Here is an 18211-nt window from a genome sequence, read left to right on the forward strand (position 1 = left end):
CCTGATGTAGACAGCGATGTTTCCCGGAATTCACCGTTGAGGGATCAGGATTATTGATAAGCGCGTATCAATGGGCTGCCATTCCACCGGTTTTTCATTGTGTTTTGCGCGTGTCGTGATAATTCGGCGTGATTTGCGGGTGAACTACCGCGATCTCGATATTGTTTTCGATCCGTCAAATCGTTATTTAACGAATTGAATCGGCTGCGCTGAAATGAATGTGATAAATGTGCGTCGCGCGTGAGCGGTGACGGCCTGTCGGTGCGTCGTAGCCGCCGCACGTTGAAACTCGGGCCGCGAACTCGCCTTGGCTCGTCAACGCGCCGCATCCGATCGCGGCCGGGCTGCCGGCCGGCACGACGAACGCGTACGGCAAGCAGGCGCCGATGAGCCGTGGCAAGCCGGGGCTCGGCGCGATCACGATCGCGACCGTGTACGGTCAACCCGACAACGCCGCGATCTTCGCGTACGAGAAAGGCGTGACGATGGACTACGAAACGCTCGCGCCCGCGCGCCGCCGCGACGCCGCCTCGATCAGTTGCGCCAGCGCTTGCGCGGGCTCCGACATCGTGCGCCGCGCACGATGCACGAGCCCGATGTCGCGATGAAACGTGTGATGCCCGAGGTCGATCGCGCGCACGCCGGCCGGCCAGCGGCGATACACGGCGGTCTGCGGCACGATCGCGACGCCGACGCCGTTCTCGACCAGCTTGACGATCGCGTCGAGCTCGTCGAGTTCGCAGGTGTCGCGCACCGCGATGTGCATCTTGCGCAGAAAGCGGTCGACCTGGCGGCCGCCGAACGACGCGCGGTCGTAGCGCACGAACGGTTCGTTCGCGAGCAGCGCGGCCCAGTCCTTGCCCTTCACGCCGCGCGGCACGATCAGCCGGAACGGTTCCTGTGCGAGCGTGGTCCAGTGCAGGTCGCTCTGCAGCGCAAAAGGCGGCCGGATGATCGCGGCCATGTCGATTTCGCCCGCGTCGACGCGGTTGACCAGCTCGATCGACAGCCCGGGTATCACGCGCGTGCGGCACCCGGGATGGCGGCGATGGAAATCGGCCAGCGCGGCCGGCAGCAGCGCGCTCTGCACCGATGCGATCGCGCCGATCGTCACGCGCACGGCGGCGGGCGAGCCCGGCGCGGCCGAGCTCAGGTTCTCGTACAGGCCGATCAGCGCCTGCGCCTGGTCGAGCACGTGATGGCCCCGCTCGTTGAGCCGCGCCGATCGCCCTTGCCGGTCGAACAGCGCGAAGCCGAGCTCGGCTTCGAGGCGCTGCATCTGTGCGCTGACGGCCGCCTGCGTGAGCCCGATACGGTTGCCGGCCGCGGCAAAGGTGCCTTCGCGGGCGACGGCGACGAGGGTTTTCAGTTCGCGGATCATTCATCAATTCCGTTTGTGAATCAGCCAATTTTATATTGATTTAATTTTTGCTCGGCGTTGTCTACCATGGTGCCGTCCTCGCGCCACGCGAGCGTTTCTTCACGAGGCCATCATCCATCATGAGTCTTTCCCCGTTTCACCTGGCGATTCCCGTCTACGACCTGCCGGCCGCGCGCGATTTCTACGGCCGCGTGTTCGGGCTGGAAGAGGGGCGTTCGAGTGCGCAGTGGGTCGACTTCAACTTTTACGGGCATCAGCTCGTGATCCACGAGCATCCGAAAACCGCGTCGCAGGAAGGCGCGCATACGAATGCGGTCGACGGTCACGACGTACCGGTGCCGCATTTCGGGATCGTGCTCGACTGGGCGAGCTGGGAAGCGCTGGCCGAGCGGCTGCGCGGGTTCGGCGTGACTTTCGTGATCGAGCCGTACGTGCGGTTCCAGGGGCAGGTCGGCGAACAGGCGACGATGTTCCTGTTCGATCCGTGCGGCAATGCGCTCGAATTCAAGGCGTTCCGCGACATCGGCCAGCTGTTCGCGAAGTGACCGGCCGGGGCGCCAGCGCCGATTGACGTTGGGTGCGAGAATGCGGCCTTCAGCCCGGCCGCGCGCAGGTGCGACGGCCGGCGCCGCGCCGCACGGCATCCGTCCGTGCGCGCCGTTCTCCAAGGAACCCGTATGGACAGTCACATCGCGCCGGTGGCGCTGAACAAGGCCTACCGTCTGCTCAATCACGGCCCGACCGTGCTCGTGTCGGCCCGCCACGACGGCGTCGACAACGTGATGGCCGCCGCGTGGGCGTGCGCGCTCGATTTCCTGCCGCCGAAGCTGACGGTCGTGCTCGACAAATCCGCGAAGACGCGCGAGCTCGTCGAGCGCAGCGGCACGTTCGTGATCCAGGTGCCGACGGCCGCGCAATTGCAGCTCACGCATGCGGTCGGCAGCCACAGCCTCGCGCAGCGGCCCGACAAGCTGCGCGAAGCGGGCGTCACGCTGTTCGACGTCGACGGTCACGACTTGCCGTTCGTCGCCGGCTGCTCGGGCTGGCTCGCGTGCCGGCTGATTCCGGAACCGCACAACCAGCAGACCTACGACCTGTTCATCGGCGAGGTGATCGGCGCATGGTCGGACACGCGCGTGTTTCGCGACGGCCACTGGTATTTCGAATCGGCCGATCCCGCGTTGCGCAGCCTGCACTACATCGCGGGCGGCAATTTCTACGCGATCGGCGAATCGCTGCACGTCGATCCGGACGCGCAGTAAGCGCCGCACGCCCTTTCCCGAATCGGGCGCGCTTCATGCGCGCTTTTTCAATTCCGCCAGCATGAGGTCGACGAACGCCTGCGCGACGCGCGGCAGCGTGCGCCCGCGCTTCGCGACGAGCGCGATCGGCCGCACGAACGCGGGATCGTCGATCGGCTTCGCGACCAGTTCGGGCTCGGCGCGCACCTCGCGGGCGGTCGCGGGCAGGATCGTCACGCCGAGGCCGCCGCGCACCATCGCGACGGCCGTCATCATGTAGGTCGGCTCGCACGCGATGTCGGGCGTGCAGCCGGCCGCGTCCAGCGCGGCATCGACGACGCTGCGCACGCTCGTGCCCTGCGCGGTGAGCACGAGCGGCACGCCGGCGACGTCGGCGGTGGTGACGCGGCGCTTGCGCGCGAGCGGATGATCCTGCGGGCACACGGCGACGAGCCGGTCGGCGCCCGCATACAGCACCTCCAGCGACGCATCGAACGTATCGCCGCCGGTCAGCCCGAGATCGGCATCCTCGTTGCGCACCAGCGCGGTGACGAGGCTCGCGACGCCGTCGCGGATCTCGAAGCCCGCGCGCGGCACGTCGCGCCGGAACGACTGGATCAGCTCCGGCAGCACACTCGACGCGAAGGTCGGCAGGCACGCGAGCCGCACCGTGCCGCTCGCGCCTTCGCCGAGCGCACGCGCATCGCGCAGCACGCGCTCCATGTCGTCGAGCGAGCGCTGCAACAGCGGCAGCAGTTCGCGCCCGGTCTGCGTGAGCGCGACGCTGCGGCTGTTGCGGTCGAACAGGCGCGCGCCGACGATGTCCTCGAGCCGGCGGATCTGCACGGTCAGCGCCGGCTGCGACAGGTGCAGCCGTGCGGCCGCGCGCGTGAAGTTGCCGGCGTGCGCGACGGTGACGAACGCGCGAATGTCGCGAAGATTCAGATCCATAACGGTTCGTGATTGCTGCGATCAAATCATTTCAATTGTGCTATCGCTGCGCCGACCTTACGCTCGTCTCCAACAAAAGACAAGGTAGGAGACACGGATGCTGCCGTTACTCGGGCTGGGCACGATCGTCGTGCTGCTGGCCGCCATTCTGTCGAAGCGGATGTCGCCGCTCGTCGCGCTGATCATCGTGCCGATCGCCGCGTCGCTGATCGGCGGCTTCGGGCTGCACACCAGCAAGTTCGTCATCGACGGGCTGAAGGGGCTCGCGCCCGTCGTCGGGATGTTCGTGTTCGCGATCCTCTATTTCGGGACGATCACCGACGCCGGCACGCTCGACCCGATCATCGACCGGATCCTGCGCGCGGTCGGCACGCGGCCGACACGCATCGTGATGGGTACGACGCTGCTCGCGCTGCTGATCCACCTCGACGGCTCGGGCGCCGTCTGCTTCCTCGTGACGATTCCGGCCGTGCTGCCGCTGTACGACCGGCTGAAGATGGACCGGCGCGTGCTGGCCGCCGCGGTGTCGATGGCCGCGGGCATCAACTTCCTGCCGTGGACGGGGCCGATGATCCGCGCGTCGGCGTCGCTGCACCTGCCGGTGTCGGCGCTGTTCAATCCGCTGATTCCGGTGCAGGCGATCGGGCTCGTGTTCGTGTTCGGCGTCGCGTACTGGCTCGGGCGGCGCGAGGAGAAGCGGCTCGGCCTGTCGCGCGACGATGCGTCGATCCCGCTGCCCCGGCGCGAACTGACGCCCGACGAGCAGGCGCTGCGCCGGCCGCACCTGTTCTGGTTCAACCTCGTGCTGACGCTCGTCGTGCTCGGCACGATGGTCGTGATGGGCGAGAAGATCCCGCCCGCGATCATGTTCATGGTCGGGCTGTGCATCGCGCTGATGGTGAACTACCCGGACGTCGACATGCAACGCAAGCGCATCGACGCGCATGCGCGCGCCGCGCTGATGATGGCCGGCATCCTGCTCGCGGCCGGCGTGTTCACGGGGATCATGCAGGGCAGCGGGATGCTGAAGGCGATGGCGCAGGCGGCGGTCGGCTTCGTGCCGCCGTCGATGGCAGGCCATATCCCGGTCGCGCTCGGCCTCGCGTCGATGCCGCTCAGCATGCTGTTCGATCCCGATTCGTTCTACTTCGGCGTGCTGCCCGTGATCGCGGAAGTGGCCGGCCAGCTCGGCGTGCCGGCGGTGCAGGTCGGACAGGCGGCGCTGCTCGGCCAGATGACGACGGGCTTTCCGGTCAGCCCGCTCACGCCAGCGACGTTTCTCGTCGTCGGGCTGTGCGGAATCGAGCTGGCCGAGCATCAGAAATTCACGTTTCCGCTGCTGTTCGGCGCGTCGATCGTGATGACGATCGCGTGCGTCGTGCTCGGCGTTTTTTGATATTTGCCGGCGATGCGCTCGCCGGACGACGGTACGGACATGACAGCAAAGCCATCACACGAACGGCGCGTGCGCATCGGCGCGGGCGCCGGCTACTCGGGCGACCGGATCGAGCCCGCGGTCGAGCTGGCCGAACACGGGCGGCTCGACTATCTGGTCTTCGAATGCCTGGCCGAGCGCACGATCGCGATTGCGCAGCAGGCGCGCCGCAAGGATCCGGCGCTCGGCTACGATCCGCTGCTCGACGCGCGGATGCACGCGGTGCTGCCGATTGCGGCGGCGAAGCGCGTGCGCATCGTGTCGAACATGGGCGCGGCGAACCCGCGCGCGGCCGCGCGGCGTACCGCGCAGATCGCGCAGTCGCTCGGCATCGCGGGGCTGAAAGTCGCGGCGGTCGAAGGCGACGACGTGCTCGACGTCGTGCTGCGCGGCGCGTTCCGCTTCGAGGAATCGGGCGACGACGTCGCCGCGTATCGCGACCGCATCGTGTCCGCGAACGCGTATCTCGGCGCCGCGCCGATCGTCGACGCGCTCGCGGCCGGCGCGGACGTCGTGATGACCGGGCGCGTCGCCGATCCGTCGCTGTTCGCCGCGCCGCTGATCCATGCGTTCGGCTGGCGGATGGACGACTGGGACGCGCTGGGGGCGGCGACCGTCGTCGGCCATCTGCTCGAATGCGCGGGGCAGGTGACGGGCGGCTATTTCGCCGATCCCGGCTACAAGGACGTGCCGAATCTGGCGCGGCTCGGCTTCCCGATCGGCGAGGTCGCGGCCGACGGCACGGTCGTGATCACGAAGGTGCCGCACGCGGGCGGCCGCGTGAGCGCGGCGAGCTGCAAGGAACAGCTGCTCTACGAGATTCACGACCCGGCGCGGTATCTGCAGCCGGACGTCGTGGCGGATTTCACGCGCGTGGCGGTCGCCGAGGAAGCGGCCGATCGCGTGCGCGTGACGGGCGGGCGCGGCACCGCGCGGCCCGATACGCTGAAGGTATCGGTCGCGTATGTCGACGGCTGGATCGGCGAAGGCCAGATCTCGTACGGCGGACCGGGCGCGCTCGCGCGTGCGCGTCTCGCGCTCGACATCGTGCGCGAGCGGCTCGCGCTGACCGGCATCGCGGCGAGCGAGCTGCGCTTCGACGTGATCGGCGTCGACGCGCTGTATGGCGACGCGACGCCGGCCGTGCGCGGCGAGCCGGCCGAGGTGCGCGTGCGGGTGGCCGGCCGCGCGGCGAACGCCGCCGAAGCCGCGCGGATCGGCAACGAAGTCGAGACGCTCTATACGAACGGGCCGGCCGGCGGCGGCGGCGCGTTCAAGTCGACGCGCGAGGTGATCGCGGTGCAGTCGGTGCTGCTGCCGCGCGCGGCCGTGACGCCGTCGTTTTCATTCGTGGAGGCCTGATGCAACTGCGTGAACTCGCGCATGCGCGCACCGGTGACAAGGGCAATACGCTGAACGTGTCGGTCATCTGCCGCGATCCGCGTCATTACGACCATCTGCGCACGCATCTGGATGCGCAAGCGGTGAAGAGATGGCTCGCGGGCATCGTGCACGGCGACGTCGTGCGCTACGAGTTGCCGGCGCTCGGCGCGTTCAACTTCGTGCTGCGCGATGCGCTCGGCGGCGGGGTGACGCGCTCGCTCGCGCTCGACGCGCACGGCAAGTCGGTCAGTTCGGCGCTGCTGGCGATCGAGGTGCCCGAGCCGGCGTGACGGCGCGACCGTGTGCGCGGCCAACCGGGCGCGCGCTCACGCTCACATTCGGACTCACGGGATCGGCAGTTCGCGACGCCCGTCCGCGCGCTCGATGCGCGCGCCGGCGACGTGCACGCGCTGATCCCGACGATGGTCGTGGATCGCGCGCTGCAGGTTGTCGTGCGTGTCGCCGTCGCGGCCGTCGAGCTGGACGATGTCGAGCTTCAGTGTCACGGGCGGTGTCGGTGGATGGTTCGTCGCGCGTGCGTGTACGCTAGGGCCTCGCGGGCCGATTCCCGCGCGCATCGAACGGATGCCTGGAATGAAGAACGAGATCGCGACGCCGGCCGGCGCGAAGGGCGCGGCGCGCGTCATGGTCCCGCATCAGGCCGCCGCGGCGCCACCGGTATCGCCGCGGCAACCTTGATCCGTCGAGTCTGCAACAATCCGCCACACATCCATCCGACCGAACCTCGTCATGACTGTCCAGAACCGGAACCGACGTCTGAAGCCGCTCGTCACCCTTGGCGCGTTCACGGCGCTCGCCGCGCTGTCGCCCGTTCATGCCGCCGAGCCGGCCCAACCCGACCGTCAACTGAAAACCTTCATCCACGACACGTACGGCGACTGGCGTGCGGACCGCAAGGGCTGGCAGGCGGAAGAGGGCGATTTCATCCATTCGCCGTGCGGCGTGCTGCGCGTGGCGACCGCGGACGGCCCGCGCATGCTGCTCGCGATGTGCGGCGAGACCGACGCGGCGGTGCAGAACGGGATGCCGGGCATGGATTCGGATGCGACGCCGGGCGCGATCGACCTGTACGTGCTGAAGCCTTCGCCGGACGGCAGGACGCTCGAGCCGGTCGCGAAGAAAACGGAGATCGCATCGGGCGAGCGCGGCGAACCGGGCACGGTGCGCATCGAGCGGCTTGGGCCGCACCTGTTCGGGTTCGTGATCGGCGAAAGCGATACGCGGCAGGGCTACACGCAACGCTTTCGTTCGATCTGGCTGCCGTACGGCAACGCGCTGGTGCATGCGGCGGCGCGCATCGACGAGGCGCTCGACAATGCCGAGTCGACGGAATGCGCGCATGCTCGCGCGCGTTGCGAGGAACGCCGCTTCGAGATCGCGCCGGACACGACCGGCTCGGGCGACGTCTACCCGCTGACGGTCACGGAAACGGGCACGCGCGGCGACAAGGCGATCCACGCACGCTACACGGTGAAGTTCGACGCCGCGCGTGGCCGCTACGTCGTGCCGAAGGCGCTGCGCGACGGATACTGATCCGCCGCGCGGGAACGGGCGGCATGGCGCCGCCCGCGCATCACACGTACAGGTAGCGCACCAGGTGGAAGAACACCGGCGCGGCGAAGCAGATCGAATCGACGCGATCGAGCATCCCGCCGTGGCCGGCGATCATCGAGCCCCAGTCCTTCGTGCCGAGCGAGCGCTTGACGGCCGACAGCACGAGGCCGCCGACGAAGCCCGCGATCACGATCGCGAGCGAGATCCCGAACGCCGCGCCGAAGCTGAACGGCGTCACGCGATACAGCGATGCGCCGCACAGCGTGGCGAGCAGGCCGCCGCCGATGAACCCCTCGATCGTCTTCGACGGCGACAGCTGCGGCGCGATCTTGCGGCGTCCGAACAGCTTGCCGACGACGTATTGCAGCACGTCGCTGATCTGCACGACGAACAGGAAGAAGAACAGCAGCAGCGCGTTCTGCCCCGCGTAGCGCGGAATGTCGAGGATCAGCACGGCCGGCGCATGGCTCAGCCCGTACACGCACACCATCAGCGCCCAGTTGATCTTCGCGTTGCGGCTCAGGAATTCGCGCGTGTCCTGCGTGAGCGCCGACACGAGCGACATCGCGAAGAACAGGTGCACGGGCACGAAGATCGAGTACATCCCGTACCAGTTGATGCCGAGCAGCAGGTACTGCACGGGGATCGCGACGAAGAACGCGATGAAGAGCGTCGTATGGTCGCTCGCGGTGGTCGGGGTGAGCGTGATGAACTCGCGCAGCGTCAGGTACGACAGCAGCGCGAATACCAGGTACGTGACGTTGTTGCCGAGGCCGATCGCGACGGCCATGATCGCGATCATCGCCCACCATGCGCGGATGCGCTGGTTCAGGTTGACGATGGTCGCGCTCGTGCCGCCGCTGCGCGCGCCGAGGATCGCGCCGATCACGGTCGCGACGACGAGCACGCCCGTGACGCCCGCGACCAGTTCCCAGAAGAGGGTTCGCATGGTTGGTATCCGGAAAAGGGAGAAGGGGCGCGCCGCGTTCAGCCGGCCGGCCGCTGCGGCGGCGCGAGCGCGATGACCGCGTCGCGCATGCGGGCGAGGAATGTCGGCTTGTCTTCCTGGGCGCCGAGCGCTTCGTTCGCGCCGAAATGCACCTTGCAGATCAGCGGCACGGGCCAGATCGCGCCCTTCGGCATGATGCGCTGCAGGTTCTCGAGATAGACGGGCGCGAGCGCGACGTCCGGGAACTCGGTCGCGAGATGGAACAGCCCGCTCTTGAACGGCTGCGGCAGCACGTCGGCGCCGCGCGTGCCTTCCGGGAAGATGATGATCGAATGACCCTGCCGCAGCGCATCGCGCACCGGGTCGAGCGGATCGCCGCCCGATTCGCGATGACGGTCGATCAGCACGACGTTCAGCAGCTTCTGCGCGATGTGGCGCTTCAGGTCGCTGCTGTCCCAGTAGTCGCGCGCGGCGACCGGCCGCACGACCGCGCGCACGTCGCGCGGCAGCGCGGCGAGGATCGCGAGCGTGTCGATGTGGCTCGTGTGGTTCGAGAAATAGATCTTCTGCGTCGGGGACGGCGGCGCCTGATGCCAGACCGGATACGCGCCGGCGACGAGCCGCACGATGGACAGCAGGAAGTCGCGCTGCCAGACGTTAAAGATGTTCATCGGCGCGCGGCCTCCTGCGTGCATGCCCGGCCCGCCGCGCACGCGCGGCGGACGGAACCCCGGAATGCCGGCGCGGCAGGATGCGCGCCGGACGGCTCTTGTTTAAATTTTTTCAAAGTTCGTGGCTGCCTGTCGCAGGTCCGCGATAATCGGACGATTCGCCGTCGCACGCGGTTGCGTCGCGGCGAATGCGCCGGTCGGCGGCGTGATAATCGGCTGTTGCACGAGTGCCCGTCTGCAGTTCGAATGGATCTCGCGGCGATCGGGCCAGCGGATTATCGCGAGTTTCGCCGAAAAACGCCAGATTGGCGCCACGCGGGCCGGCCGGGCCGCCTGCTTGACGCATCGGGGCGGCTCGGCGACGATGGGGGCCGTTCAATCCAGGCCGACGACGGCCGTTTCGCCGCCCGGGGCATGGCGGCGGGAAACGCATCCAACCGTGCCGCGCGAATAATACGAATACGAAACGATGAGCCTCTACGCACTCAAACCCAAATTCCAGAACCGTCTGCGCCCGTTCGCGAATTCGCTGGCCGAACGCGGCGTCACGGCCAACCAGGTCACGCTGTTCGCGGCCGGCGGCTCGATCGTCGTCGGCGCGCTCGCCGGGCTCGGCGTATTCGCCCGCGCGCTGTTCCTGCTGATTCCGCTGTGGCTGTTCGCGCGGATGGCGCTCAACGCGATCGACGGGATGCTCGCGCGCGAGCACGGGCAGAAGAGCACGCTCGGCGCGTACCTGAACGAGCTGGGCGACATCGTGTCCGACGTCGCGCTCGTGCTGCCGTTCCTCGCGATTCCCGCGTTCGCGCCGGCGGACGTCTGGCTGTTCGCGCTGACGGCGGTGATCGTCGAATGCGCGGGGCTGATCGGCCCGCTCGTCGGCGCGACGCGCCGCTACGACGGCCCGTTCGGCAAGAGCGACCGGGCGCTGGCCCTCGGCGCGTTCGCGCTGTGGATCGGCCTCGGCTTCCCGGTCGGCGGTGTCGCCGCGTGGCTGTGGCGGCTGTTGATCGTGCTGTCGATCGTGACGGCGGTGCGGCGCGTGCAGGCCGGCGTCGCCGAAGCGGGCCGCTGACGGGCCGCGCCGGAGGGCGGCGCCACATGATTCGAATAACGAAACGAGAGAGATCGCATGAACGCACGCACGGCCCGTGAGGCCGACTTCATCACGCACGACGGCGCAACGCTGTTCTATCGCCACTGGCCCGCGACGGGCCCGCGCTGCCGCGGCGCGATCGTGCTGCTGCATCGCGGCCACGAACACTCGGCGCGCGTCGCGCACCTCGTCGACGAGCTCGACCTGCCGGATTTCGCGTTTTTTGCGTGGGACGCACGCGGCCACGGCCGCTCGCCGGGCGCGCGCGGCTACAGCCCGAGCGCGGCCGCGTCGGTGCGCGACCTGCAGACCTTCGTCGAGCATATCCGCGACACGCACGGCATCGCGATCGAGGATGTCGCGGTGATTGGCCAGAGCGTCGGCGCGGTGCTCGCGGCGACCTGGGCGCACGATTACGCGCCGCCGATCCGCGCGCTCGTCGTCGCGTCGCCGGCCTTCCACATCAAGCTCTACGTACCGTTCGCGCGGCCAGGGCTGAGGCTGATGCACAAGCTGCGCGGGCTGTTCTACGTGAACAGCTACGTGAAGCCGACATTCCTCACGCACGACCCCGAGCGGATCGCGAGCTACGCGTCCGATCCGCTGATCACGCGGCCGATCGCGGTCAACATGCTGCTCGACCTGCACGATACCGCGCAGCGGATCGTCGCCGACGCGGCCGCGATCACCGTGCCGACCCAGTTGCTGATCTCGGGCGCCGACTGGGTCGTGCATCGCGGCCCGCAGGACCGTTTCTTCGAGCGGCTCGGCTCGGCGCGCAAGGAGCGCATCGTGCTGCCGGGCTTCTACCACGACACGCTCGGCGAGCGCGACCGCGCGCAGGCGCTCGCGCCGCTGCGTGCGTTCGTGCTGCGCGAGTTCGATGCGCCGAGCCCGCGCGTGTCGCTCGCCGATGCCGACCGCCGCGGCGCGTTCCACGACGAATACGCGGCGCTCGGCCGGCCGCCGGCCAACGTGTTCGCGCGGGCGTACTGGGCGCTCACGCGCGCCGGCCTGAAAGCCGGCGGCGCGCTGTCCGACGGCATCGCGCTCGGGTTGCGGCTCGGCTTCGATTCGGGCTCGACGCTCGACTACGTGTACCGCAATCGCGCGCAGGGGCGGTTCGGCATCGGCGCGCTGATCGACCGCACGTATCTCGATTCGCCGGGCTGGGTCGGCATCCGCCAGCGCAAGGTGCATCTGCAGGAACTGATCGGCACGGCGATCGGCCGCCTGCGCGGGAACGGCACGCCGGTGCGGATCGTCGACATCGCGGCCGGCCACGGGCGCTACGTGCTCGACGCGATCGCGATGGCCGCCGAGCGCGACGGCGCGGCGCCCGACGACATCACGCTGCGCGACTACAGCCCGCCGAACGTCGAGGCCGGCCGCGTGCTGATCGCGCAGCGCGGCCTCGAGCCGATCGCGCGCTTCGAGCGCGGCGATGCGTTCGACGAGGCGTCGCTCGCGACGCTCGAGCCGCGGCCGACGCTGGCGATCGTGTCGGGCCTGTACGAGCTGTTCGGCGAGAACGCGCTGATCGAGCGCTCGCTGCGCGGGCTCGCGCAGGCCGTGCCGCCGGGCGGCTATCTCGTCTATACGGGGCAGCCGTGGCATCCGCAGCTCGAATTCATCGCGCGCGCGCTGAACAATCACCGCGGCGAGTCGACCTGGGTGATGCGCCGTCGTTCGCAAGCCGAAATGGACGAGCTCGTTGCGCGGGCGGGTTTCCGCAAGCTCGACCAGCGCATCGACGAGATGGGCATCTTCACGGTCAGCCTTGCGCAGCGGGTCGACGCGTCATGAGCGCGCTCGGCGGCGGCGCGGGTGTGGATGCGGACGCGAGCGGCGGTCTGGCCGAGCCGGCAGCCGGCGCGCGCGCCGCGTCGTTCGCGCTGCGCTTGTGCTGGCTCGCGGCGATGGGCGCCGTGTTCTTCTCGACGTACGGCTTCGCGAACTGGCTCGCCGCGCGCCGCGCCGCGGTGCCGACGTTCGCGTTCGGCTGGGAGCATGCGATCCCGTTCGTGCCGTGGACGATCGTGCCTTACTGGTCGATCGACCTGCTGTATGCGCTGTCGTTCTTCTTCTGGACGCGCCGCGACGATCTGCTCGATCACGTGAAGCGGCTGCTGACCGTGCAACTGGTGTCGGTCGCGTGCTTCGTCGCGTGGCCGCTGCGCTTCGGCTTCGAGCGGCCCGACGCGGGCGGCGTGGCCGGCGCGCTGTTCACGCTGCTGATGGGCTTCGACAAGCCGTTCAACCAGGCGCCGTCGCTGCATATCGGGTTGCTCGTCGTGCTGTGGGCCGTCTATGCGAAGCACCTGCGCGGCACGTTCGCGCGCGTCGTGCTGCATCTGTGGTTCGCGGCGATCGGCGTGTCGGTGCTGACGACTTATCAGCATCATGCGATCGACGTGCCGACCGGGGCGGCCGTCGGCTGTCTCGCGCTGTTCCTGTTTCCGCTGCGCGATGCCGCAGGCCGCTTGCCGGGCGCCGATGCGTCGCCGTCCGCCGCCGGTCGCGCGCTCGCGCGCCGCTATGCGTTAGGCGCCGCGCTGGTCGCGCTCGCGGCGCTGGCGTGCGTGGCGCGCGCGCCGGGCTGGGCGCTGGCGGCAGGGTGGGCCGCGCTGGCGCTCGCCTGTGTCGCATGGGCCTACCGGCGCGGCGCGCCCGGCGCGTTCCAGAAGGATGCGGACGGGCGGTTTCCGGTCTTCATGGGCTGGCTGCTCGCGCCGACGATCGCCGGCGCGTTCGTCAATTCGCGGCTGTGGACGTTCCGGCAGCCGGCGCCGGTGCGGATCGACGAGCGCGTGTCGATCGGCCGGACGCCGACGACGCGCGAGATCCGGCGCCACGGCTTCACCGCGCTGGTCGACCTGACCGCCGAGATGCCGCGCTGGGCGGCGGCCGATGCGTCGCTCGCGTATGCGTGCGTGCCTCAGTTCGACCTCGTCGCGCCGACGGCGGCGCAGCTCGCGCAGGCCGTCGCGGCGCTCGATCGGCTGCACGGCGACGGGCGCGACGTGCTGGTCTGCTGCGCGCTCGGCTACGGACGCAGCGTGCTGTGCGCGGCCGCGTGGCTCGCGGCGCGGCGCGGGCTGACGGATGCGCGCGACGCGCTGGCCTCGGTGCGCGCGGTCCGGCCGCGCGCGGTGTGGTCGGATGACGGCGTGGCCGTGCTGCAGCAGTGGATCGATCGCCGTCGCGATGCGGGGCGCGTGTGATGCGCGATCCGTCCGGCCCGTTCAGGATCGCCGCCGCGCGCGGCGCGCTCGATGCGGGTGCGTGGGCGATCGCGGTCGCGCTGGCCGCGGCCGGCGCGGGCGGATGGCTCGCGGCGGGCTGGCCGCCGGCGACGCTTGCCCGCGTGCTGCTGGCCGTCGTCAGCACCGGATCGGGGATCGCGGCGCTGTGGTACGCGGTGCGCGTCGAGATCGATCGGCGGCTGTTTGCCGCGCTGGCGCGGGCGGTGGACGGCGACGGGTCGGTCGATGCCGGGCTGGAGGCGCTCGACCGCGCGCTCGCCGATCTGGGCTGGATCGATACGACGAAGGCCGGGCGCACGCTCGACGCGCGCGTGCGCGGCGCGGTCGGGCTGTGCCGGGCCGCCGTGCTCGTCGCGGTCGTGCAGTGGCTCGTCGTCGGTATCGCGATCGCGGTGTCGCCGATCGGCTAGCGATGCATGCGATGCGTCATGCGCGGGCCGTCCGTTGCGTCCGCGTGCGCTTGGCCTCGTACATCGCCTGGTCCGCATGCTCGATCAGCGCATTCATGTCGGTACCGTCCTCCGGCAGCATCGCGATGCCGACGCTGACGCCGAGCCGCAGCGGATGCCCGTCGAATTCGAACGGCTCGCCGACCTGCCGCGAGAGCCGCATGCTCTGCGTATGGGCATCGTCGCGGGTGCCGAGGTTCGGCAGGATCACCGCGAATTCGTCGCCGCCGACGCGCGCGACCGTATCCGAGCGACGCACCGCGGCCTGCATCCGCATGGCGACCTCGCGCAGCGCGGCGTCGCCCGCGCGGTGGCCGAATTCGTCGTTGATCGGTTTCAGTCCGTCCATGTCGATGTTGAGAATGCCGAGCCGGCCGCTCGCGCGCAGCGTCGTGTGCATCGACTGGCGCAGGCGGTCGTAGAACAGCGCGCGGTTCGGCAAGCCCGTCAGCGCGTCGTGCGTCGCGCGCAGATAGAGTTCGTTCGCTTCGTTGCGGGCCGCGTGGAACATCGCGGCGGCGATCAGGTCGGCCATCAGCCGCAGCGTGGCCGCGTCGGCCGGCGAAAAGCCGTCGACGTCCGGCGACATCACCTTCAGCACGCCGACCGTCGTGTCGGCGTGCGTGAGCGGCATCACGAGCATCGAGCGCAGGCCGACCCGGCGGCACGCATCGCGATCGACGCGCGGGTCGGCTTCCGAATCGACGCAGTGCAGCAACTTGCCCTGCTGCACGCACAGGCCCGACAGGCTGCCCGAGCGCCGCAACCGTAGCCCGAGCATCCCGGCGGCCGTGCCCGACGCGGCGCGGTACACCATGTCGTCGCCTTCGGCGAATTCGACCGCGGCGGCGCTCGCGCCGGTGAGCTGCGGCACCTGCTCGGCCACGTAGGCCATCACGCTGCCGAGGTCGAGGCCGAGTTTCGCGATTTCGGCTTGAGCGGCGATGATGCGCAGCAGCGTCCCGGCGGACGGGGTGGCGGCGTCGGCGATTTGATCCAAGTCAGTTTTCCGTGAAGAAAGTACGTCGCGCGGCGCGTACTTGCGGTAGCATACGCGCCGCTTGCGGCAGCGCATTCCGGGCGGTCCGCACGGAATGCAGGCGATGCCCGGCCAGCCGTATCGCGCCGGCAGTATGCCGTTCCAGCCGTCCGGCTGGCAACGGCGCAATTCTTGCCATTCACCCTTCCTGCTCGGCATTTCCGACCGAATTGAGATTTTTTCGCCTCTCAGTCGCGAATCACGGTAAGTTTTGTTCTATTTTTGAGATAGTGTGACGAATGATGGGCGCCGGTGCCAGGCGTCCCTCAGCGCGACGAACCGGTCATTGAAGCATCCGCCGCGTCGTCCCGATAAATGCAATCAAGCCAGATATGAGGGGAAGCAGAGGGGATGTGCACTCACGGGCATAGCTGCTTTGCGCGCGTCGGTTGCGACGCGCAGGATGACCGGACGATCGTGACGACGCGGGGCCGCGCATGAAGCCGGCCGTGTCGCTGTTCGTCCTGGCGGCCGCGATGACCGGCGCTTTCCATACGGCCGCGCTGTCGGCCGCGCCGCTGCCGGCGGTGCCGGCCGCTGCGTCGACGGCCGCGGCCGCTCACGCGGCGGCGCCCGATGCGGCGCCAATCGCGGTGCCCGCGGCCGCGCCGGCGGCGGCCAGCGTCCCGGCCGCCGGCCTGCCGGCGACGACCGTGCGTGTGCCGTTCGCGTCGCTCGGCGCGTTCGATCCGCTGCGCCTGCGCGGCGCCGACGACGCCCGCACGATCAACGCCGGCGTGCGGCTCGACCGCGTGATCACCGGCGCACGCTTGCGCCTGACCTACGCGTATTCGCCGTCGCTGGTCTTTGCGCTGTCGCACCTGAAGGTGTCGGTGAACGGCGAGGTGGTTGCGACCGTCCCGTTCGACGCCGCGCGCGCGGGCCGCACGGTCACGCAAGAGATCCCGATCGATCCGCGCTACTTTTCCGATTTCAACCAGATCGGCCTGCGCCTGATCGCGCATTACACGCTCGACCATTGCGAGGATCCGACGAACTCGGCGCTGTGGGCCGACGTGAGCCCGACGAGCGAGCTGATCCTCGACGAATCGCCGGTGCGCCTGCCGAACGATCTCGCGCTGCTGCCCGCGCCGTTCTTCGACCGGCGCGACAACGGCCGCGTGCGGCTGCCGTTCGTGCTGCCGGCCACGCCCGATTCGGCGACGCTGCGCAGCGCGGGCGTGCTCGCGTCGTGGTTCGGCGCGCTGGCCGACTACCGGCATGCGCGCTTCCCGGTGTCGACCGCGCTGCCGGCCGACGATCAGGCCGTCGTGGTCGGCACGGTCGCGACGCTGCCGGCCGGTCTCGCGCTGCCGCCCGTGAACGGCCCGCTGCTCGCGGTCGCCGACAACCCGGCCGCGCCGGGCCGCAAGCTGCTGGTCGTCACGGGCCGCACGGCGGCCGAGGTCGACGACGCGGTCGCGACGCTCGTGCTCGGCCGCGCGGCGCTGTCGGGGCCGGCGGCGGCGGTCGCGCACGTCGATCTCGGCGCGCCGCGCAAGCCGTACGACGCGCCGCGCTGGCTGCCGGTGAACCGGCCGATCGCGTTCCGCGAACTCGTGAACGACCCGCGCCAGCTGGAAGTGCGCGGCACGACGCCCGACGCGATCCGGCTGAACCTGCGCGTGCCGGCCGATCTGCATTCGTGGAACGGCGCGGGCGTGCCGATCACCTTGCGCTACCGCTACACGGCGCCGACCGTGCAGGACAATTCGACGCTCGCGGTCGAGATCAACGATCAGCTCGTGAAGTCGTACCGGCTCGGGCCGGCCCAGGCGGAGGACGCGCACGGCCGCATGCAGTTGCCGTTGCTGTCGGTGCCGGAAGGGCGCGTGACGAGCGACGTCGACATTCCCGCGTTCCGCGTCGGAAGCGGCAACCAGCTGCAGTTCCGCTTCACGCTCGATTCGCAGAAGACGGGCCTGTGTTCGAGCACGGCCACCGAGCCGCAGCGCGCGGCGATCGATCCCGATTCGACGATCGACTTCTCGCACTTCGTCCATTACGCGCAATTGCCGAACCTCGCGTTCTTCGCGAACAGCGGCTTCCCGTTCACCCGCTTCGCCGACCTGTCGCAGACGGCCGTCGTGATGCCCGACCGGCCGTCGCCGCAGGAGCTCGAGGCCTATCTGACGATGCTCGGCCACATGGGCGAATGGACCGGCTTCCCGGCGCTGCGCGTGCAGGTCGCGCGGCCCGGCGACGTCGCCGCGCTGTCCGGGCACAAGGACCTGCTCGTGATCGACGGCTCGCCCGCGTCGCCGCTGCTCGCGCAGTGGCGCACGGCGCTGCCGCTCGCGATCGGCGAGCAGGGCGCGGCCGGCGGCGCGGGCACGACGCGCGTCGCGTTCACGGTGAAGGAGCGCTGGCGCAACGGCGTGGGCGTCGCCGACGGCGGTGCGCACATCGAACAGGCGGGCCCGCTCGCGGCGCTCGCCGGTTTCGAGCTGCCGGGCAGCCGCGGTCGCAGCGTCGTCGCGCTGACCGCGACCGGCCAGCCGCGTCTCGGCGATCTGCTCGACGTGTTCGAGAACGCCGGGCTCGTGTCGCAACTGCAGGGCGACCTCGCGCTGGTGCGGCCGGGGCAGGTCGACAGCCTGCGGGTCGGCGAGCCTTACGTGGTCGGCTTCGTGCCGTGGTATGCGCGCGTATGGACGGAGGCGGCGCGGCATCCGGTCGTGCTCGGCGCGGTCGGCGTCGTCGCGGGGCTCTTGCTCGCGCTCGGCGTGTTCAGCGTGCTGCAGCGAATCGCCGCGCGTCGACGGGGGATGTAAC

At 69.8% G+C, this 18211-nt stretch carries 18 protein-coding genes and 1 pseudogene; 12 read left to right on the forward strand and 7 right to left on the reverse strand.

Annotated features, from left to right (window positions below):
- Positions 1-308: 308 nt before the first annotated feature.
- A pseudogene (locus GJG85_RS34950) lies at positions 309-518 on the forward strand (hypothetical protein); the annotation flags it as partial.
- Here the strand turns inward: GJG85_RS34950 and GJG85_RS06780 are convergent.
- Positions 491-1381 carry a LysR family transcriptional regulator gene (locus tag GJG85_RS06780; protein WP_050018260.1) on the reverse strand — a complete coding sequence of 297 codons (891 nt, stop codon included), beginning with the start codon at positions 1379-1381 and terminating at the stop codon, positions 491-493. The pseudogene GJG85_RS34950 and the gene GJG85_RS06780 overlap by 28 nt on opposite strands.
- Before the next feature lie 119 nt (positions 1382-1500).
- On the opposite strand from GJG85_RS06780, the gene GJG85_RS06785 reads away from it, so the two are divergent.
- Together GJG85_RS06785 and GJG85_RS06790 are read left to right on the forward strand one after the other, a co-directional pair.
- A complete protein-coding gene (locus GJG85_RS06785; RefSeq protein ID WP_006481570.1) occupies positions 1501-1926 on the forward strand; it encodes a VOC family protein in 426 nt (141 codons plus the stop codon).
- A 132-nt stretch (positions 1927-2058) separates the two neighbouring features.
- Positions 2059-2643 carry a flavin reductase family protein gene (locus GJG85_RS06790; protein WP_050018259.1) on the forward strand — a complete coding sequence of 195 codons (585 nt, stop codon included), beginning with the start codon at positions 2059-2061 and terminating at the stop codon, positions 2641-2643.
- Between the two features lie 33 nt (positions 2644-2676).
- Here GJG85_RS06790 and GJG85_RS06795 read toward each other — a convergent pair whose 3' ends face one another.
- A complete protein-coding gene (locus GJG85_RS06795) occupies positions 2677-3573 on the reverse strand; it encodes a LysR family transcriptional regulator (RefSeq protein ID WP_050018258.1) in 897 nt (298 codons plus the stop codon).
- Positions 3574-3670: 97 nt separating this feature from the next.
- Between GJG85_RS06795 and GJG85_RS06800 the strand changes: the two genes are divergently transcribed.
- The 3 genes from GJG85_RS06800 to GJG85_RS06810 are packed head-to-tail and all read left to right on the forward strand — an operon-like array spanning position 3671 to position 6681.
- The gene (locus GJG85_RS06800) at positions 3671-4969 is read left to right on the forward strand and encodes a citrate:proton symporter (protein WP_089488337.1); all 1299 of its coding nucleotides are present in this window, start codon (positions 3671-3673) and stop codon (positions 4967-4969) included.
- Positions 4970-5008: 39 nt separating this feature from the next.
- Positions 5009-6370, forward strand: a complete 1362-nt coding sequence (locus tag GJG85_RS06805) for an acyclic terpene utilization AtuA family protein (protein WP_089488637.1) — start codon at positions 5009-5011, stop codon at positions 6368-6370.
- Positions 6370-6681 carry a hypothetical protein gene (locus GJG85_RS06810; protein ID WP_050018256.1) on the forward strand — a complete coding sequence of 104 codons (312 nt, stop codon included), beginning with the start codon at positions 6370-6372 and terminating at the stop codon, positions 6679-6681. Before GJG85_RS06805 ends, GJG85_RS06810 begins: the two co-directional genes overlap by 1 nt.
- 54 nt (positions 6682-6735) lie before the next feature.
- On the opposite strand, the gene GJG85_RS06815 is transcribed toward GJG85_RS06810, so the two are convergent.
- Positions 6736-6897 carry a hypothetical protein gene (locus GJG85_RS06815; protein ID WP_160300540.1) on the reverse strand — a complete coding sequence of 54 codons (162 nt, stop codon included), beginning with the start codon at positions 6895-6897 and terminating at the stop codon, positions 6736-6738.
- 244 nt (positions 6898-7141) lie between these two features.
- Between GJG85_RS06815 and GJG85_RS06820 the strand changes: the two genes are divergently transcribed.
- Entirely contained in the window at positions 7142-7945 is an 804-nt protein-coding gene (locus tag GJG85_RS06820) for a hypothetical protein (RefSeq protein ID WP_050018035.1), read from the forward strand.
- 40 nt (positions 7946-7985) lie between these two features.
- Here GJG85_RS06820 and GJG85_RS06825 read toward each other — a convergent pair whose 3' ends face one another.
- From GJG85_RS06825 to GJG85_RS34955, 3 genes are all read right to left on the reverse strand, one after another.
- The gene (locus GJG85_RS06825) at positions 7986-8915 is read right to left on the reverse strand and encodes a phosphatidate cytidylyltransferase (protein ID WP_050018036.1); all 930 of its coding nucleotides are present in this window, start codon (positions 8913-8915) and stop codon (positions 7986-7988) included.
- A gap of 38 nt (positions 8916-8953) precedes the next feature.
- Positions 8954-9586 carry a lysophospholipid acyltransferase family protein gene (locus tag GJG85_RS06830; protein WP_089488638.1) on the reverse strand — a complete coding sequence of 211 codons (633 nt, stop codon included), beginning with the start codon at positions 9584-9586 and terminating at the stop codon, positions 8954-8956.
- A gap of 112 nt (positions 9587-9698) precedes the next feature.
- On the reverse strand, positions 9699-9932 hold the full coding sequence (locus tag GJG85_RS34955; RefSeq protein ID WP_235356322.1) for a hypothetical protein: 234 nt from the start codon (positions 9930-9932) through the stop codon (positions 9699-9701).
- 123 nt (positions 9933-10055) lie between these two features.
- On the opposite strand from GJG85_RS34955, the gene GJG85_RS06840 reads away from it, so the two are divergent.
- From GJG85_RS06840 to GJG85_RS06855, 4 genes are read left to right on the forward strand one after another with little or no spacing between them, the layout of a single operon-like run.
- On the forward strand, positions 10056-10661 hold the full coding sequence (locus GJG85_RS06840) for a CDP-alcohol phosphatidyltransferase family protein (protein ID WP_050018037.1): 606 nt from the start codon (positions 10056-10058) through the stop codon (positions 10659-10661).
- Positions 10662-10718: 57 nt separating this feature from the next.
- Positions 10719-12488: a bifunctional alpha/beta hydrolase/class I SAM-dependent methyltransferase gene (locus GJG85_RS06845; protein ID WP_050018038.1), complete on the forward strand. Its 1770-nt coding sequence runs from the start codon at positions 10719-10721 to the stop codon at positions 12486-12488.
- Positions 12485-13906 (forward strand): phosphatase PAP2/dual specificity phosphatase family protein, encoded by a 1422-nt coding sequence (locus GJG85_RS06850; protein ID WP_089488339.1) that lies wholly within the window; start codon positions 12485-12487, stop codon positions 13904-13906. The genes GJG85_RS06845 and GJG85_RS06850 overlap by 4 nt, the downstream gene beginning before the upstream one ends.
- Entirely contained in the window at positions 13906-14358 is a 453-nt protein-coding gene (locus GJG85_RS06855; protein ID WP_050018040.1) for a hypothetical protein, read from the forward strand. The genes GJG85_RS06850 and GJG85_RS06855 overlap by 1 nt, the downstream gene beginning before the upstream one ends.
- A gap of 16 nt (positions 14359-14374) precedes the next feature.
- Here the strand turns inward: GJG85_RS06855 and GJG85_RS06860 are convergent, their stop codons facing one another.
- Positions 14375-15397, reverse strand: coding sequence for a sensor domain-containing diguanylate cyclase (locus GJG85_RS06860; RefSeq protein ID WP_050018041.1), 1023 nt, complete (start codon positions 15395-15397; stop codon positions 14375-14377).
- Positions 15398-15873: 476 nt separating this feature from the next.
- Here GJG85_RS06860 and bcsB point away from each other — a divergent pair, with 476 nt between their 5' ends.
- Positions 15874-18210, forward strand: coding sequence for a cellulose biosynthesis cyclic di-GMP-binding regulatory protein BcsB (gene bcsB, locus GJG85_RS06865; RefSeq protein ID WP_204383790.1), 2337 nt, complete (start codon positions 15874-15876; stop codon positions 18208-18210).
- The last annotated feature ends 1 nt before the right edge of the window (position 18211 follow it).

Source organism: Burkholderia sp. MS389 (genome assembly GCF_016899425.1).
In the GTDB taxonomy this organism is placed as follows: Bacteria; Pseudomonadota; Gammaproteobacteria; order Burkholderiales; family Burkholderiaceae; genus Burkholderia; species Burkholderia sola.

Excerpts from the sequence above, each read along its gene's own strand:
- GJG85_RS06780 (WP_050018260.1), bottom strand. The coding sequence starts at position 1,381 with ATGATCCGCGAACTGAAAACCCTCGTCGCCGTCGCCCGCGAAGGCACC.
- GJG85_RS06785 (WP_006481570.1), top strand. The coding sequence starts at position 1,501 with ATGAGTCTTTCCCCGTTTCACCTGGCGATTCCCGTCTACGACCTGCCG.
- GJG85_RS06790 (WP_050018259.1), top strand. The coding sequence starts at position 2,059 with ATGGACAGTCACATCGCGCCGGTGGCGCTGAACAAGGCCTACCGTCTG.
- GJG85_RS06795 (WP_050018258.1), bottom strand. The coding sequence starts at position 3,573 with ATGGATCTGAATCTTCGCGACATTCGCGCGTTCGTCACCGTCGCGCAC.
- GJG85_RS06800 (WP_089488337.1), top strand. The coding sequence starts at position 3,671 with ATGCTGCCGTTACTCGGGCTGGGCACGATCGTCGTGCTGCTGGCCGCC.
- GJG85_RS06805 (WP_089488637.1), top strand. The coding sequence starts at position 5,009 with ATGACAGCAAAGCCATCACACGAACGGCGCGTGCGCATCGGCGCGGGC.
- GJG85_RS06810 (WP_050018256.1), top strand. The coding sequence starts at position 6,370 with ATGCAACTGCGTGAACTCGCGCATGCGCGCACCGGTGACAAGGGCAAT.
- GJG85_RS06820 (WP_050018035.1), top strand. The coding sequence starts at position 7,142 with ATGACTGTCCAGAACCGGAACCGACGTCTGAAGCCGCTCGTCACCCTT.
- GJG85_RS06825 (WP_050018036.1), bottom strand. The coding sequence starts at position 8,915 with ATGCGAACCCTCTTCTGGGAACTGGTCGCGGGCGTCACGGGCGTGCTC.
- GJG85_RS06830 (WP_089488638.1), bottom strand. The coding sequence starts at position 9,586 with ATGAACATCTTTAACGTCTGGCAGCGCGACTTCCTGCTGTCCATCGTG.
- GJG85_RS34955 (WP_235356322.1), bottom strand. The coding sequence starts at position 9,932 with ATGCGTCAAGCAGGCGGCCCGGCCGGCCCGCGTGGCGCCAATCTGGCG.
- GJG85_RS06840 (WP_050018037.1), top strand. The coding sequence starts at position 10,056 with ATGAGCCTCTACGCACTCAAACCCAAATTCCAGAACCGTCTGCGCCCG.
- GJG85_RS06845 (WP_050018038.1), top strand. The coding sequence starts at position 10,719 with ATGAACGCACGCACGGCCCGTGAGGCCGACTTCATCACGCACGACGGC.
- GJG85_RS06850 (WP_089488339.1), top strand. The coding sequence starts at position 12,485 with ATGAGCGCGCTCGGCGGCGGCGCGGGTGTGGATGCGGACGCGAGCGGC.
- GJG85_RS06855 (WP_050018040.1), top strand. The coding sequence starts at position 13,906 with ATGCGCGATCCGTCCGGCCCGTTCAGGATCGCCGCCGCGCGCGGCGCG.
- bcsB (WP_204383790.1), top strand. The coding sequence starts at position 15,874 with ATGAAGCCGGCCGTGTCGCTGTTCGTCCTGGCGGCCGCGATGACCGGC.